The sequence below is a fragment of the Flavobacterium hankyongi genome (assembly GCF_036840915.1).
Taxonomy (GTDB): domain Bacteria; phylum Bacteroidota; class Bacteroidia; order Flavobacteriales; family Flavobacteriaceae; genus Flavobacterium; species Flavobacterium hankyongi.
The window spans coordinates 779366-795498 of sequence record NZ_CP085725.1 but is presented as its reverse complement, the minus strand read 5'-3'; the positions used below and the strand labels follow the sequence as shown (position 1 = coordinate 795498).

Below are 16133 nucleotides of genomic sequence, written 5' to 3'. Positions count from 1 at the left end.
TACTAAATCTCTTTCACAATATTCACAATCGTTCCAATCCCTTCTACTGTAGTTTCTACGACATCCCCATCATACAACCATTCTTGTGGGTTACGACCAGCACCAACACCAGCTGGCGTGCCAGTAGCAATGATATCTCCTGGTTCTAGCGTAAAAACAATACTTAAATCTTCAATTAAATCATTGATGTTGAACAACATGAATTTCGTATTTGAGTTTTGCTTTTCAATTCCGTTTACTTTTAATGATAAATTTAAATTATGCGGATTTTCAATTTCGTCTTTGGTTACTAAAATAGGTCCCATTGGTGCAAATGTATCTTGTCCTTTAGAAACAATCCATTGTCCTTCGCGACGACAATCACGTGCGGAAACATCATTAATCACAGTATAGCCAAATACGTAATCTAAAGCTTCAGCTTTTGATACGTATTTCCCTTTTTTTGAGATGATTACAGCTAATTCACATTCCCAATCTAATTGCGAAGTTAGCTTAGTGTTTTTGATAATATTGGTGTTTGTAGCCGTTACGGTTGTAGGAGGTTTTGAGAAAATAATTGGTTTTTCGGGCAGTTTTCCTGTAGTATCTAAAGATCTTGCGCTTTCCGCCACGTGTTCAGTATAATTTAATCCAATACCGATAATGTTTTTTCTGGGCTTCGGAATGGGCGCAAGAAAGGTTACTTGCTCGATAGCATAGGCTAATTCCTCAAATTGTTTATCGCTTGTTTCAGAAATTAAATCGTTTATTTCTTCGATTACTTCAAATCCCATATCAATTAATTCCAACATGGTTTTGGGCAATGGAAAATTGGATACTTCTCCAAAATCTTCCATGTCGATGACTTGATTGTTGTGTATAAATCCTAATCGAGGTTCGGAATCTTCAATAGTGTAGGTGAGTAGTTTCATTTTATTTATGTTTCAATGTTGCTGGATTACAAAGCAACTAAGTCAATTTTTATTTTATTATTTGATGTCCGTTATTTTCTTCTAATTCTCTGGATTGATATAAGCCTAAACTCTCTATGACAGGTAAATCATTAAATTGAAACAAACAGGCATCTTCAGTATCTGATAGGTTATGATGCTCATGCCAAGCCCAAGAAGGAATACAAAAAATATCGCGTTCCTTCCAATCGAAACGTTTTCCGTTAATTATTGAAAACCCTTTTCCCTTGGCGCACTGATAAACGAAAGAACCTGTGTGTTTGTGTGCTTTGCCCTTAAAACCTGCGGGTAATAATTGCATCGCTGCTCCCATGGTTTGCATAACATGACCGCCAGTTAAAGGATTAGAATATTTCATAAAAATACCATCAAACGGATTCACTTCAGTTACTTTTTGTGCCTCTAACAAGGCTGGATATACTTTTGACCAAGAAAATTTGAACAAAGGCGAGTAGGGTTTGGTCCATGTTGTGGTATCTGCAGGAATCAATCCAGCGCAGTTATAAGTCATCGGACTATAATTTAGAGGATAATCTAAAGGTTGTTTTCCGTCATACACCGCATAATCATTCGCTTCTAAGGCATTGACTAACGGAATATCCAGACCATCTTGCCAAATACAGGTTGCGCCGTCTTCTTCAACACCATGCTCATGCCAAGTAGAATTGGGAGTGATGACAAAGTCGTTAACTTCCAACATTATTTTATTACCATCTACAACGGTGTATCCTTTATTACCTTCCATAATAAAACGTAATGCTGACGCTCTGTGTCGGTGTGCCGATGTGCTTTCGCTTGGACGAGTCACTTGTATGCCCGTATACAACCAACCCACAGCTGCCGATACGTCTTTGCGCTTATCATTTACCAAGTAAACTACACGACGTCCTGCTTGTTCTGGTGTGACTAATTCGGAAGATTTTAAAACTAATTCCCTTAAATCTTCATATTTCCATAACATGGGTACCGAATTCGATTTAGGTTCCCAAGGTTCAATATCATTCGCTACTGTCCACAAGGCACCAGCTCCTAAAGCTTCTAATTCTTTGTAATAAGCTTCGAGTTCTGGAGTATCTTTCACTCGGGCACGACCAATTTGGTCATCTGAATATTTATCTTCCATTGTTATTTATTTTATTTTGTCCCTCGACTGCGCTCGGGAAGACAACTCAACAAATTTGTTATTCTTTTGTCAGCCTGAGCGCAGTCGAAGGCACATTATCTATGGTTTATAATCAGAATGAGTAGCATTTCTGCATTCTGAAAGTGTTTGAATTAAATCAAAATCTCCTTTTATTAATGCTTCCTTTTTTTGTTTAGACCATTTTTTCAATTTCTTTTCAAAATATATAGCTTGATTAGGTTCTGTAAAATCTTGAAACCACTCCAATTGAACTGGTCTTTTATTAAATGTATATGCATTTGGTAACAGCCCATCATTATGTTCATTAACTCTTCTTTCTAAATCATTTGTGATTCCTATATATAAAGAATTGTCATTACATCGCAATATATAAACATAATAAAATTTCATTGTTCTCTTTTTTTGTCCCTCGACTGCGCTCGGGATGACAACCTCGACTGCTCGAGATGATAAATTTATCTTTTATTAAACTCCTCATGATTGTTTACAAATGTTATTTTTCGAGTAGGAGCAGTGTTCACTCTTAAATCGAAAATATCGAATCGGTTATAATGACCAAGTATATCGTGCATTTGTTTCGGTTGAATACACTTTTCTAAATCAATATCGGCATAAATAATTCCTTCCTCATCAATTAAAGGTTCGCCAATTACGGCTCCATTCGGGCCGATAAATCCTGAAAAAGCAGAGTTTTTTCGAGTCAATAATTCTTCAACATTAGGCACATCTTCTTTTAATGCTTCCATAATTTCTTTTGAAATGGTCGAACAGGAAACAATCGTAAACAACTTTCCTTCAAACGAATGCGCAGCCGCACGAATTTTAATTGCTTCTGCCATATTATAATCTGGTGGTGCCACTGGAAGCGAAATATAATTGGCAATATGAATTAACTCGCCTTGTGATAAAAGCGTAAAACGTGCCAAAGTATTGGTATTTTCGCCACAGGCAAGAGTTCCTACAGGGCCTATTTCTGTATCATACACCTTTAGGGAAGAACCGTCTCCTGAGGTCCACGTGAGTTTTTCAGCCCAAGTAGGGACTAACTTCCGATGTTTTCCGATTACGTTTCCGTGGTTATCGATGATTAAATTTGTGTTGTAGATTTCTCCATAACTATCGCCACGTTCGTTGATTCCAATAACGATGTTAATTTTATAGTCTTTTGCCGCTTGAAACAAGGGTTGCATTAGTTCGTCTTCTGTTTTTACAGCGCACTTGTATAATTTTTCATACCATTGACTTCCTTGAACAGGGGTCATAATCCAATTCCAATAGGGATAACCCGCTACAAAAACTTCTGGAAATGCAATTAATTGCGCGCCATTTTGACTCGCCTCTTTGATGTAAGCAATCGCTTTTTCAATTGTTTTTTCTACATTTAGAAAAACAGGGGATGTTTGAACAGTAGCCGCTTTAAATTTTTTAAATTCCATCATTGCTTTATTCTGATATAAGGAAATAACTGATTTTTGCTCTCATAGCTTCATTGAAAGCTTCTGAAGTAATTGTTTTTCTATCGTCGCCAATTTTTACATTAACTAGAGTAACTTCTCCTTCTAAAATCGTTTCATTTTGTTGGTTTTTGAATAAAAATCCGCAAAGTAGGGAAGAGGAACGCAAATCTTTTACCCAAAGTTCTTTGATGATAACTTCTCCCAATCGTGCTGCTTTTTTAAATTGCACTTTCAAGTCAACTGTTGGTATGCCGTTGGTTTCATGCATTTTAGAAAAAGGTCTGTCTAAAGCTTCTTCAAACCAGTCTTCTACTAATCCGTTTAACATTTCCAAGAATCTTGGATAGAAGACAATTCCAGCAAAATCTATATGTTGAAAACGTATTTTTTCCGTCTTTATAAAATATTTCATGTATAAATGTAATTATTATTTTAATTTAAATCGTTGGATTTTTCCTGTTTCCGTTTTGGGTAAAAAATCCATGAAATTAATTATTCTAGGATATTTATAAGGAGCCGCTACTTCCTTGAACCACTGCTGAATAGATTTAGCTAATTCATCTGTTGCTTTATCTTTTTCCTTTAAAACAATATGTGCACAAACTAACATACCGCGTTCTTCATCAGGCAGACCCACGACCGCACATTCTAATATTTCATCGTGTGTTAAAAGTACACTTTCTACTTCAATTACAGCAATATTATAACCCGAAGAAATAATCATATCATCCCCTCTTGCAACAAACCAAAAGTAACCGTCTTCGTCTTGACGAAAGATATCTCCCGTCAAATTCCAACCGTTTTCAACATACTCTAGTTGTTTTTCTTCTCTGTTCAAGTATTTACAGCCCGTTATTCCTCTTACTGCTAATCTTCCTGGTTCGTTTCTAGCTACTTCATTGCCATCATTATCAATAATTTTGGCTTCATATCCAGTTATAGCTACACCTGTAGCTCCAGGTTTCATATTGGTCTCATTGGAAGAAATAAAGATATGAAGCATTTCGGTAGCGCCAATGCCGTCAATAATTTTCAATCCTGTAGTTTTATACCAGTCTTCCCATACCTTTAACGGAAGTGTTTCTCCTGCCGAGATACATTTTCGCAAACTAGAAATGTTGTATTCATTAGCCTTTGTGGTTAAAATACGCCAAGCTGTTGGTGCTGTAAAACAGATCGATACCTTGTAATCCTGAATGGCTTGCAAAAGCAAATCGGGTGTGGGTTTTTCAATCAAAAAGGTAGAAGCACCAAAATACATGGGAAACAATACCAATCCTCCTAAACCAAAGGTAAAACCTAAAGGTGGACTTCCGGTAAATACGTCGTCTGATGTTGGTTGTAATGAATATTGAGGAAACGCTTCGCAGATATTTAAAATATCTTTATGATAATGCGCAGTCATTTTAGGCAAACCCGTAGTTCCTGATGTGAAACCAATCAACGCAATACTATCAGATTTTGAATGATAATTGGAAAACATTTTAGGTTTATCTTCCATCAAACTTTCCAATTCTGATGTGTTATAATAACAGGTTCTTTTCAAAAACGGTGATTTGACCAATTCCATTTCTTCCGCTAAAGTACTATCACATAAAACATGTGAAATTTCAGCGCAATCAATTATGGTGGTCAATTCTTTGGAACGCAATAAAGGCATGGTAGCTACAACAATTCCTCCTGCTTTCAAAATGGCGAACCAACAAGCCACCATCTTGGGATTATTGGCCGAGCGAATTAGCACTCGATTGCCGGATTTTAATCCTAAATCTTCTACTAAAACATGCGCAATCTGATTGGCTTTTTCATACAAGTCATTATAGGTCCAACGTTCTTTGAAGGTTTGAATACAAACAGCATCTCCATGGCCATTTTTAATATGATAATCTAACAAACGTTCAACGCAATTGAGCATTTCCGGACGTTTAAATTGTGGCAAATCCAGAAAAGTATAATCCGGTTGCAATTCAGGATTTGGTAAACTATCATGAGCAAAATTATCTTCGTAATGCTTCATAATTAACTATTTTTATGACTTTCAGGTTTCAAAGCTTTCTTCATGCCTTCTACCATTTTACGTTCTGAAGTTTTTAATGGATACAAATGCGTCGTACCAGTCATATATTGCCTTGGAATATCAGTTGGTTTAAAATTTTCGTAGGCTTGAGCATTTCTTACAAAATAAGGATCCAAAAGTAACGGTCGTCCTAATGCAACCAAATCGGCACGGCCATTTAATAAAATAGTATTGATTTGATCGATATCTTGAATGTAACCGGCTGTTATGGTTGGAATATGAACCGTATTGCGAACCATATCCGAAAAAGGAGTTTGCCACATTCTTCCGGTTTGCGGTTTTTGATTGGCTACCGTATTTCCTGTAGAAACACTGATAATATCGGCTCCGGCATTTTTGAAAGCTTCTGAAATAGCAATTACATCTTCTTCCGAAATTCCGTTTTCTGCCCAATCACATGCTGAAATTCGAACTGACATTGGCTTCTCTTTTGGGAATTCCTTTCGCATTTCGGTAAAAACGCGAAGAGGAAATTTCAGTCTATTTTCTATACTTCCGCCAAATTCATCAGTCCTAATGTTGGTTAGAGGTGATAGAAAGGAAGATAATAAGAATCCATGATGTGCTTGTAATTCAATCATGTCGAATCCAGCATCATTTGCATTTTTAGCGGTTTGGACAAATTGAGAGGTAATTAAATTCATATCGTCCAAAGACATTTCTTTTGGAATGGCTGAATTTTCATTGAATGGAATAGCAGAAGCAGAAAGCAATTCCCAAGATTTTCCTTTGAATGAGTCTTCCCATGGCTTTTTTGTAGCTCCTTTTCTTCCAGAATGTCCTATCTGAATGCCTATTTTGGTTTGCGTGTTTTGATGAATAAAATCATTTATTCTTTTCCAGCTTTGAACTTGTTCTGCATTATAAATTCCTGTGCACCCCTCTGTAATACGACCTGTTTCTGAAATAGCTGTCATTTCTGCAATAATAAACCCAACTCCTCCAATAGCACGACTAGTATAATGCTGAAAATGCCAATCGTTTGGTAAACCATTTTCTGCCGAATATTGCCCCATGGGAGACATTACTATCCGATTTTGAAGCGTCATTTCTCTTAACTTAAAAGGAGTAAATGCAGCTGGAGTTTTAGTATCTGTTCCTATTTTTGAATTAAATTCGGTTAATACTTTTTCAGGGAAAGAAGCATCTCGAATGGCTAAATTTTCAAATGTGACTTTTTTGGAACGTGTCATCACGCCAAATGCAAATTGTTGGAAATCATGCTGAACGTGTCGGTCCATGTGTTCAAACCAATCTAAGGAGACATTGGCCGCATGCTGAATCATTTCTACACGATTTCTTCTAGATTGCTCGTATTGTTCAAAAGCAGCTGAAACATCATTTTCATTCGCAACAACTGCATCAGAAAGTGCGATGGCACACTCCATTGCTAATTTTGTTCCTGAACCAATAGAGTAGTGGGCTGTAGCTTTTGCATCTCCTAATAAAACAATATTGTCTTTTGACCAATTTTCATTGGTCACCTGCGGAAATTGACGCCAGTGAGATTTATTGGTAATTAAAGGATGACCTTCCAATTCATCTTTGAAGATTTCGGCTAATTTGGCAACCGTAGCGGTTTCATTTTCAATTTCAAATCCAGCTTTTTGCCAAGTTTCTTCCGAACACTCAAAAATCCATGTACTCATTCCGGCTTCATATTGATAGGTATGTGCTACAAAAGTTCCGAATTCTGTTGTTTTAAAAAAATAGGTGAAAGCATCTAAAGGTTTTGTAGAACCTAACCAAACGAATCTGTTTTTTTGAAGTTTTACTGAAGTTCCAAAATCATTTGCAAACTTTGTTCGAATGGCACTTCCAATACCATCGGATGCAACAATAATGTCACTGTCTTTAAATTGTGATAAGTCGTCCACATTTTGTTCGAAATGAAGTCCAATTCCTTCTTCGCTACAACGCTGTTGTAAAAGTTGTAATAAAGTTTTACGGGAACAACCACAAAATCCGTTTCCTGAGATACTCACTTTTTCACCATCACGCGCCACCACAATATCATCCCAATACGCAAATTTACTGCGGATTAATTCATAAGATTTGGTATCTCGGGTTAAGAATTCACCCAAAGTTTCATCCGAAAACACCACGCCAAAACCGAAACTATCATCGGGTTTGTTGCGTTCGTACACATCGATTTGACAATGAGGTAGCGCTTTTTTGGTTAATATTGCGAAATAGAGTCCACCAGGACCACCACCAATTACCGTAATTTTCATAATTATTGTTTCATAAAATCAAAGGAACCTTTTCTAATATTGATTCCATATTCTAAATAGGCTTTCAGACAGGCTAAAAAGTTAGACCAGCCAAAGGAATTACCGGATAACCATTTTAAACCGGCTTCGTTGTTTTCCATTTCTTTTTCGGAAATCGAAACTAAAGTAGAATGGTTTAAGCTTTCTGATAAGGAAATCTCAACCAGTAGTTCTTTTCCTGAGTTTTCCCAGTAATAGGATATGTATTTATCTTGTTCTATTTTTCCAACACGTATGGGACATTCAAAGTCGAATTCAGGAAATTTCCAAATAAGCTTTTTACCTTCTTCCATTCTTCCAGTACTTTCTGAAATGAAATAGTTAGCCATTTTTTCAGGATTTACAATAGCTTCAAAAACTTCACTGATTGGTTTTGAAATTTGCATCGCCACTTTAATTTCTAATTTTTCTGGGCTCATCATTAATTTCTTTTAATGGAAAAAATTTCTCCTAATTTAGAATAATTAGAACCCGCCAAACGAGCGACTGGTTTATAAGCTTCCATATTGATTTTATAATTGTCTAATAAAACGCTTTCATCAATATGCATCATGACAATTCGACCTATAATAATACAAGCACCACCATTTTTATAATCTTCTAAGAAATAATGATGTACCAATTCACATTCAAAAGTAATCGGACTTTCTTTGACACGCATGGGTTTAATCTTAACTGAAGGAATAGGGGTTACGTTGGCCAATTGAAACTCATCGACATCTGAAGCCACTGATTGTGAGGTCAAATTCATTTGCTCAACTGTGGTTTCAGTAACCATGTTCACTACAAATTGTTTGGTTTCCAAAACATTGTTCAAAGTGTCTTTGTTGGTATTATTTCCCCTTACTGTCGAAAACATGACATGCGGTGGATCCTCTCCAACAGCATTAAAATAAGAGAAAGGGGCAAGGTTGTTAATTCCATTACTATCTATCGAAGAAATCCAACCAATAGGTCTTGGAATTACCGAGCCAGTAAGAAGTTTGTATATCGCCGATGGTTCTAACGTTTGTGGGTCAAATTCCATAAAATAGTTGTTGTTGTTATGCAAATTAACATAAATAAAGCAGGAATTCAGGAGGTGATTGTTTAAAATTATTAACTATTTTACTATTTTTTTCACATTTATCTATTAATCATAGGTTTTAATCAAATAAAAAATAAATACATTTTATTAATTTTTAAGGGCTATTATTTATATTATTTGTATTTTTTGTTCTATATAATTATAGATAATATTTTTATATTTTTGCTAAATTAGTATATTTATGCAAATTTTATATATATGGATATTGTAAGTTGTCCTAAATGTCAAAACATAAAAATTGTAAAAAGCGGTGTCATCAAAGACAGACAGCGGTATTTATGCAAATCCTGCAACTATTTCTTTACAGTCAATAAACTAGGTAAAAAGATAGATGATTACTATGTAACCAAAGCTTTGCAATTGTATTTAGAGGGATTAAGTTATCGTGAAATTGAGCGAATTTTGGGCGTTTCACACGTATCGATAAGTAATTGGGTTAAAGAATTTAAAATCAAAAAGCCTCCTCATCCCAATTATCATCCTACTTATAAGATTTTTAATCATTTAGAACTCGTAGAGTACCTAAAAAACAAAGAACAATTATCTGGAGCAGGTATGATCATTACCGAGCTAGGAGACAAGTTTATGCTTATAAAATGGGAACGTTTTAAAGATTAACTATAATCGTTTTACAGATATATATATTATAATTTTTTTCATTGGTTATTTTTTCCAAATTCGAATAACAAATCAAAATCTAACCAATTTGAATGATTATGAAAAAAAGTATCTTTTTGTGTATGTTTATGATAGCTTTCTCTGGCTATGCACAGACAACACCAACAACTCCAGCTACGACCACTGAAGTTCCTCCAGAAAAGGAATGGGAAGTTAGTCTTTACGGTTTTATTAGAACCGACTATATGTGGGACACTCGAAAGTCTTCCCAAGTTCGAGAAGGAAATCTAAACCTCTATCCGTTAGATGCACCAGCAGCAGGAAATGATTTTAATGCAGTGGGTTCATCTAATTTTTTATCTGTTGTTTCTAGACTTGGCACCAAAGTCAAAGGTCCAAGTGTTTGGGGAGCTAAAATGAGTGGAACTTTAGAAGGGGATTTCTTTGGAAATGTCGAAGGCTCTACCATTGGATTGTTGCGTTTGCGTCATGCTTATGTGAATATGGAGTGGAGCAAAACATCTTTAACTATGGGACAAACTTGGTACCCAACTTTTATTCCCGAAGTATTTCCTGGCGTAGCTAATTTTAATACCGGAATTCTATTCAATCCGTTTGGATGGGCCACCCAAGTGAGACTAAAATACAATTTGACCAAGGAGTTTTCAGTAGCAGCTACAGCCTATAAAGAAAGAGAATTTACCGCAACGGTGTCTACTATTGGGACACAAAATTCAGCATCCATCAACTCTTCTTTACCCACTTTTCATGGTCAATTGCAATACAAAAATAAAAATTGGATTGCTGGTGTAGGTGCTGAAATAAAAACCTTACAACCTTTAACTGAATTCACTTTAACGCCTTCAAATGTAAAAGTACCCACTACAGAAAAAGTAAACAGTAGTTCTTTTATGGCTTATTTAAAATATTCTAATGATACGTTTTTAGTGAAAGCCTATGGGATTTCAGGAACCAATTTACAAAGTTTAGTAATGTTGGGAGGTTTTGTTGGCTATAATGCTACAGACAAAGTAGAGCAATACGAAGCTTCTAAAACATCGGCTTTTTGGATTGATCTTGCTGGAAACGGTAAAAAAGTTGGACCAGGATTATTCTTTGGATATACTTCAAATAATGGAACTTCTAGAACTTTAGCCGCAGGTGAAACGGCAAAATATTACATGAGAGGAGTGACCGGAAATCGAGTAATTGACAATGTCATGAGATTATCGGGCAGAGTTGATTTTAAACAAAACAAATTCAGAGTTACTCCCGAAATTGAATACACTCAAGCCACTTGGGGAGATTTAAATGCCAACGGAGATGCTTCTGCCGATTTAAACCAAAGAGATGTGCACAACACCCGATTTATGGTCTCTTGCGCGTATTCTTTCTAAACTAACTAACCAATTTAAACTTATATTTATGAGTAATAAATCAACAAAAGGAATTTGGAAAGTGATTTCCGCTTCCTCAATGGGAACAATGATTGAATGGTATGACTTCTATATTTTTGGAAGTTTGGCCGTAGTAATATCTACTAAATTTTTCCCTTCCGATAATCCAACGGCAGCCTTTTTATCGACGTTAGCCACTTTTGCCGCAGGTTTTGTGGTACGACCATTTGGAGCCTTATTCTTTGGGCGCTTAGGGGATTTAATTGGACGAAAATATACGTTCATGGTGACTTTACTTTTAATGGGAGGAGCAACCTTTTTAATTGGATGTATTCCGAGTTATGAAACCATTGGTTTTATGGCGCCCTTGTTAGTATTAATCCTTCGTTTGTTACAAGGTTTAGCCTTAGGAGGTGAATATGGCGGTGCAGCTACTTATGTGGCAGAACACGCACCTGCAGGTCAAAAAGGGTATTGGACCTCTTGGATTCAAACGACAGCTACCGTGGGATTATTTATTTCCTTGATGGTAATTCTGTTAACCAAAAGTGCTTTATCCAAAGAAGCTTTTGACGAGTGGGGCTGGAGAGTACCTTTTTGGGTATCAATTCTAATGGTTTTGGTGTCCTATTTAATTCGAAAAAATATGCACGAATCACCTGTTTTTGCTAAAGCCAAAGCAGAAGGAAAAACCACTACAAATCCTTTAAAAGAAAGTTTTGGGAACAAATACAATTTAAAATTTGTCTTGTTAGCCTTGTTCGGAGCAACTATGGGACAAGGTGTGGTTTGGTATACAGGACAATTTTATGCCATGAACTTTTTAAAAACAGTTATGAGTGTCGATTCGTCACAAGTAGATACGCTTCTTGGAATTGCGTTGTTACTAGGTACTCCTTTCTTTATTGTATTTGGTTGGCTGAGTGATAAAGTTGGTCGTAAATACATCATGATGGGAGGGATGTTAATCGCTATTTTATCCTACCGCCCAATTTATAAAGCAATGTATCAAACCACCGATTTGGCTTTAAAAACAGAGTTGGTTGATAAAACAAAAACAGTCCCTTCTGTAAAAGAAATTGATGCTACTAAATTGGATTCCATTTATACTACCAATAAAGAATTTGCCGATGGCACTTTGGTTGAAGAAATTAAAACCATTCATTTAGAAAATGGAAAAATAATGGTGGATGATAAGGGGAAAGACAAAGTAGAAACAAAAGTGACCAAAACGATTAACAGTAATGACAAGTGGATGTTGGTATTTTTAGTCTTCATTCAGGTTATTTTTGTAACTATGGTTTACGGTCCAATTGCAGCATTTTTAGTTGAAATGTTTCCTGTAAAAATTAGATATACTTCCATGTCATTACCATATCACGTTGGAAACGGAATTTTCGGAGGATTACTTCCTGCTATTTCAACTTATTTTGTAACTTCGGCTAAAGACGCGGGTGATCCACAATTTTATTTGGAAGGACTTTGGTATCCAATAGGTATTGCAGCAGTCTGCTTTGTAATTGGAATGATTTATATCGATAAAAAAATTAATACACTTCACGACTAATACATCAAAATTATGAACACATTAAAAAAATATTTAGGAATAGTTTGGATTGCATTAGCCATTGTAGTAGCCTATTACAGTATTGGAATTTTTGGAAGCAAACTAACATCAGGAAAACAAGATGATTTGGTTTTTGGTATTATTGTTTTCTTTATTCTTTTGCCGATGGTTGTTACCGGTTTGACTATATTTGGTTGGTATGCGATAACCAATGAATATGAAGATTAAAATCAACTAATACTTACTTAAAGCTCTTTTTCATAAGGGCTTTAAGTTTTTTAAGTTTTTATGAAAAAAAGACACCAACAAAAATTAGTAATTGTTTCAATTGTGCTTCTCATCGGGCTGAATTTGCCCATTGTATTGTTATTTGATTCATCAGAAAGCGTAATGGGATTTCCTGCGATTTATATTTACTTTTTTTCGATTTGGTTACTTTCCATTTTAGTTTCATTTTTAATCGTAAAACGTTACCATGAATAGTGTCTTACTTTTAATTATTCTCACAGGCTATTTAGCAGTACTTTTTTTTATTGCCCATTGGGCCGAAAAAAAAGGAAATAGTAAATGGACGAATAATCCGTATGTATACACTTTATCATTGGCGGTTTACTGTACCGCATGGACTTATTATGGAAGTATTGGTGTTGCCGCCGAAAGTGGTTTGGGATATTTGCCCATTTATTTGGGACCTATAATTGTTGCGCCTTCTTGGATTTTAATTCTTAAAAAAATCATCAGAATTTCAAGAGTCAATAAAATTTCAAGTATTGCCGATTTTATTTCGCTTCGTTACGGAAATAGTCGTTTTTTAGGAGCTATTGTCACTATAATCTCATTAACCGGAATATTGCCTTACATAGCTTTACAATTAAAAGCCATTTCGGAAACATTTCACATTGTAACTAAAACCAATACGAGTTCATTTATTTTTAATGATACTACTACCTATGTTGCCATTGCTCTAGCCTTATTTTCTTCTTATTACGGTACGCGTTATGTAGATGCTTCCGAGAAACGAAAAGGAATTGTAACGGCTGTGGCCATGGAAAGTGTTTTAAAATTGATCTTTTTTGTCATCATTGGTATTTATGTGACTTATTTTGTTTTTGATGGTTTTGATGATATTTATCAAAAAGCGTCAGTATTGGAAAATTTCAACCAAAAGAATACTCTTGGAGGTCTACCACAAGCCATTAATTGGTTTTTACTTTGTGTACTTTCTATGTTTGCTATTTTTTTGTTACCTAGACAATTTCAGGTATCTGTAATCGAAAATAACAGAGAAAACCATATCAATACTGCTGTTTGGTTGTTCCCTTTGTATCTTTTAATATTCAATTTATTTGTATATCCAATTGCTTGGGGCGGAAATGTTTTATTTGATGGTCAAACAGTAAATTCGGATACCTATTCTTTGTTGATTCCTCAGTTTTTTAATAATAAAATACTAACTGTTATTGTTTTCCTTGGAGGATTTTCAGCAGCTATTTCAATGATTGTGGTCTCGTCTATTGGACTTTCTACCATGCTTACCAACAATGTGTTAATTCCGTATAATTTATTAGGACAATTAAAAGGGGATGAACAAACCATTAGTAGTCGAAAAATTGTCAACAGCCGTAAATTTGGAATATTCTCTCTAATCATATTGTCTTATTTTATTTATCGTTTTTTTGGACTGGATTATAGTTTGGTTTCCATCGGATTAGTTGCTTTTGTAATCATTGCACAATTGGCACCTGCTTTTTTTGGAGCTTTGTTTTGGAGAAGAGGTTCTCGTTTAGGCGCCATTTACAGTATTTTAGTTGGATTCATAATTTGCATCTACACCTTATTAATTCCATACTCAATTGGCATCAGTAATCAAGAAAGTTCCTTTATTTCAAAGGGATTTATGGATATTGCGCTATTGAAACCTTTTCAATTGTTTGGTTTAGATTATTTACAACCAGTTCCACATGCTTTATTTTGGAGTTTATTGTTCAATTCCTTTACCTATTTTGCTGTTTCGGTTAGTTTTAAAGGAAATTACCGCGAACGTAACTATGCCGAAATGTTTGTAGATATCAATAAATACATCACCAACCACGAGAATGCTTTTATTTGGAAAGGAACTGCCTATCGCAATGATATTGAAAAAGTATTAATTCGATTTTTAGGAGAAGACCGAACCCGACGAGCTATGAATATTTTTAATGTCAAATATAATGTTGATAAAAATCAAGAGCTTGCAGACGCACGTTTAATAAAATTCTCTGAAAATCTATTAACAGGACATATTGGAACGGCTTCTGCCAGAATATTAATTTCAAGTGTTGTAAAAGAAGAAAAAATCACTTTGCCAGAGGTTCTCAAAATTCTAGAAGAATCAAAAGAAAATATTATCATCAATAAGAAGCTTACCGAAACGTCTAATGAATTAAAAGAAATTTCGGCTAAATTACAGAATGCAAACAGTGCTTTAATTAAAAAAGACCAACAAAAAGATGAGTTTTTAGACACCGTTACTCACGAACTTCGCACACCAATAACGGCTATTAGAGCGGCGAGTGAAATTTTGCACGATGATGATGAAATTCCAGAAGAGTTAAAAAAACAGTTTCTTCAAAACATTATTTCAGAATCGGATCGATTGAATAGATTGATTGACAAAATTCTAGATTTGGAAAAATTTGAAACGGGAAAACAAACACTTCATTTGGCCAAAAACAATCTGGTTGAAATTGTAGAAAAGGCCATTGAACCTTTACAACAATTAATAAAAAACAAAAAAATAACAGTCCATATAGAAAGTAAAAACAAAGTAAATGCCTATTTTGATGAAGATAGAATTTTTCAAGTGGTTACCAATTTACTTTCCAATGCTATCAAATTTTGTCCGGAAACTGGAGGTTTAATAACAATTCAAATTTCAGAAAAAGAGGATTTTGTAATAACTTCAGTTCATGATAACGGAAAAGGAATTCCAACAAGTGATTTTGAAGTAATCTTTGATAAATTTTATCAATCGACAAATCAAAATATAAAAAAACCCGTAGGAAGTGGTTTAGGACTTGCTATTTGCAAACAAATTATAGAACATCACAAAGGTAAAATATGGGTACAACCTAGCATAAAAGGAGCCTGTGTCACTTTTACATTGCCTAAGAATAAAAATATAGAAAACGAATAAAGATGAAAAAGATTTTAATAGTAGATGACGAACCCAACATTGTCATGTCTTTAGAATACACATTTAAGAAAAATAATTATCAAGTATTTATTGCCCGAGACGGACAAGAAGCGCTAGATATTGTCAAAACTAATTTTCCAGATGTGATTATTTTGGACGTGATGATGCCTATGGTAGATGGCTATGCTACATTAGAACAAATAAAAAAAGACGATAATTTAAAACATACCAAAGTGATATTTCTTTCGGCAAAAAATAAAGAAAGTGATATCGAAAAAGGATTATCACTTGGCGCCGATGCTTACTTGACTAAACCCTTTTCTATTAAAAAAATTGTAGAACAAGTAAGTGAACTTTTGCAAGAATAGTGGGATATTAAAAATAAAAT

Annotated in this window: 15 protein-coding genes; 6 read left to right on the top strand and 9 right to left on the bottom strand. The window is 34.9% G+C overall.

All coding sequences use genetic code 11. The features are described from left to right. Positions 1-2 precede the first annotated feature (2 nt). The 9 genes from LJY17_RS03675 to LJY17_RS03635 form a co-directional block, all read right to left on the bottom strand. The gene (locus tag LJY17_RS03675) at positions 3-911 is read right to left on the bottom strand and encodes a fumarylacetoacetate hydrolase family protein (protein ID WP_264542504.1); all 909 of its coding nucleotides are present in this window, start codon (positions 909-911) and stop codon (positions 3-5) included. A gap of 49 nt (positions 912-960) precedes the next feature. Further along, on the bottom strand, positions 961-2073 hold the full coding sequence (locus tag LJY17_RS03670; RefSeq protein ID WP_264542503.1) for a cupin domain-containing protein: 1113 nt from the start codon (positions 2071-2073) through the stop codon (positions 961-963). 99 nt (positions 2074-2172) lie between these two features. Then, positions 2173-2484 (bottom strand): GIY-YIG nuclease family protein, encoded by a 312-nt coding sequence (locus tag LJY17_RS03665; RefSeq protein WP_264542502.1) that lies wholly within the window; start codon positions 2482-2484, stop codon positions 2173-2175. 65 nt (positions 2485-2549) lie between these two features. Further along, complete coding sequence (locus LJY17_RS03660; protein WP_264542501.1) at positions 2550-3530, bottom strand: carbon-nitrogen hydrolase family protein; 981 nt, start codon at positions 3528-3530, stop codon at positions 2550-2552. 7 nt (positions 3531-3537) lie between these two features. Then, a complete protein-coding gene (locus LJY17_RS03655; RefSeq protein ID WP_264542500.1) occupies positions 3538-3963 on the bottom strand; it encodes an acyl-CoA thioesterase in 426 nt (141 codons plus the stop codon). Positions 3964-3978: 15 nt separating this feature from the next. After that, entirely contained in the window at positions 3979-5568 is a 1590-nt protein-coding gene (locus tag LJY17_RS03650) for an AMP-binding protein (protein WP_264542499.1), read from the bottom strand. A 2-nt stretch (positions 5569-5570) separates the two neighbouring features. Next, on the bottom strand, positions 5571-7862 hold the full coding sequence (locus tag LJY17_RS03645) for an FAD-dependent monooxygenase (protein ID WP_264542498.1): 2292 nt from the start codon (positions 7860-7862) through the stop codon (positions 5571-5573). A gap of 2 nt (positions 7863-7864) precedes the next feature. After that, the gene (locus LJY17_RS03640) at positions 7865-8320 is read right to left on the bottom strand and encodes an SRPBCC domain-containing protein (RefSeq protein WP_264542497.1); all 456 of its coding nucleotides are present in this window, start codon (positions 8318-8320) and stop codon (positions 7865-7867) included. A gap of 2 nt (positions 8321-8322) precedes the next feature. Beyond that, positions 8323-8928, bottom strand: coding sequence for a flavin reductase family protein (locus LJY17_RS03635; protein WP_264542496.1), 606 nt, complete (start codon positions 8926-8928; stop codon positions 8323-8325). Positions 8929-9186: 258 nt separating this feature from the next. On the opposite strand from LJY17_RS03635, the gene LJY17_RS03630 reads away from it, so the two are divergent. The 6 genes from LJY17_RS03630 (at position 9187) to LJY17_RS03605 (ending at position 16113) form a co-directional block, all read left to right on the top strand. Beyond that, a complete protein-coding gene (locus tag LJY17_RS03630; protein WP_264542495.1) occupies positions 9187-9606 on the top strand; it encodes an IS1/IS1595 family N-terminal zinc-binding domain-containing protein in 420 nt (139 codons plus the stop codon). 98 nt (positions 9607-9704) lie between these two features. Further along, entirely contained in the window at positions 9705-11003 is a 1299-nt protein-coding gene (locus tag LJY17_RS03625) for a hypothetical protein (protein WP_264542494.1), read from the top strand. A gap of 28 nt (positions 11004-11031) precedes the next feature. Next, a complete protein-coding gene (locus LJY17_RS03620) occupies positions 11032-12570 on the top strand; it encodes an MFS transporter (RefSeq protein WP_264542493.1) in 1539 nt (512 codons plus the stop codon). A gap of 12 nt (positions 12571-12582) precedes the next feature. Beyond that, positions 12583-12798, top strand: a complete 216-nt coding sequence (locus LJY17_RS03615; RefSeq protein ID WP_264542492.1) for a DUF6814 family protein — start codon at positions 12583-12585, stop codon at positions 12796-12798. 247 nt (positions 12799-13045) lie between these two features. Then, a complete protein-coding gene (locus LJY17_RS03610) occupies positions 13046-15745 on the top strand; it encodes an ATP-binding protein (RefSeq protein WP_264542490.1) in 2700 nt (899 codons plus the stop codon). Positions 15746-15747: 2 nt separating this feature from the next. Next, positions 15748-16113: a response regulator transcription factor gene (locus LJY17_RS03605; RefSeq protein WP_264542489.1), complete on the top strand. Its 366-nt coding sequence runs from the start codon at positions 15748-15750 to the stop codon at positions 16111-16113. Positions 16114-16133: the final 20 nt, after the last annotated feature.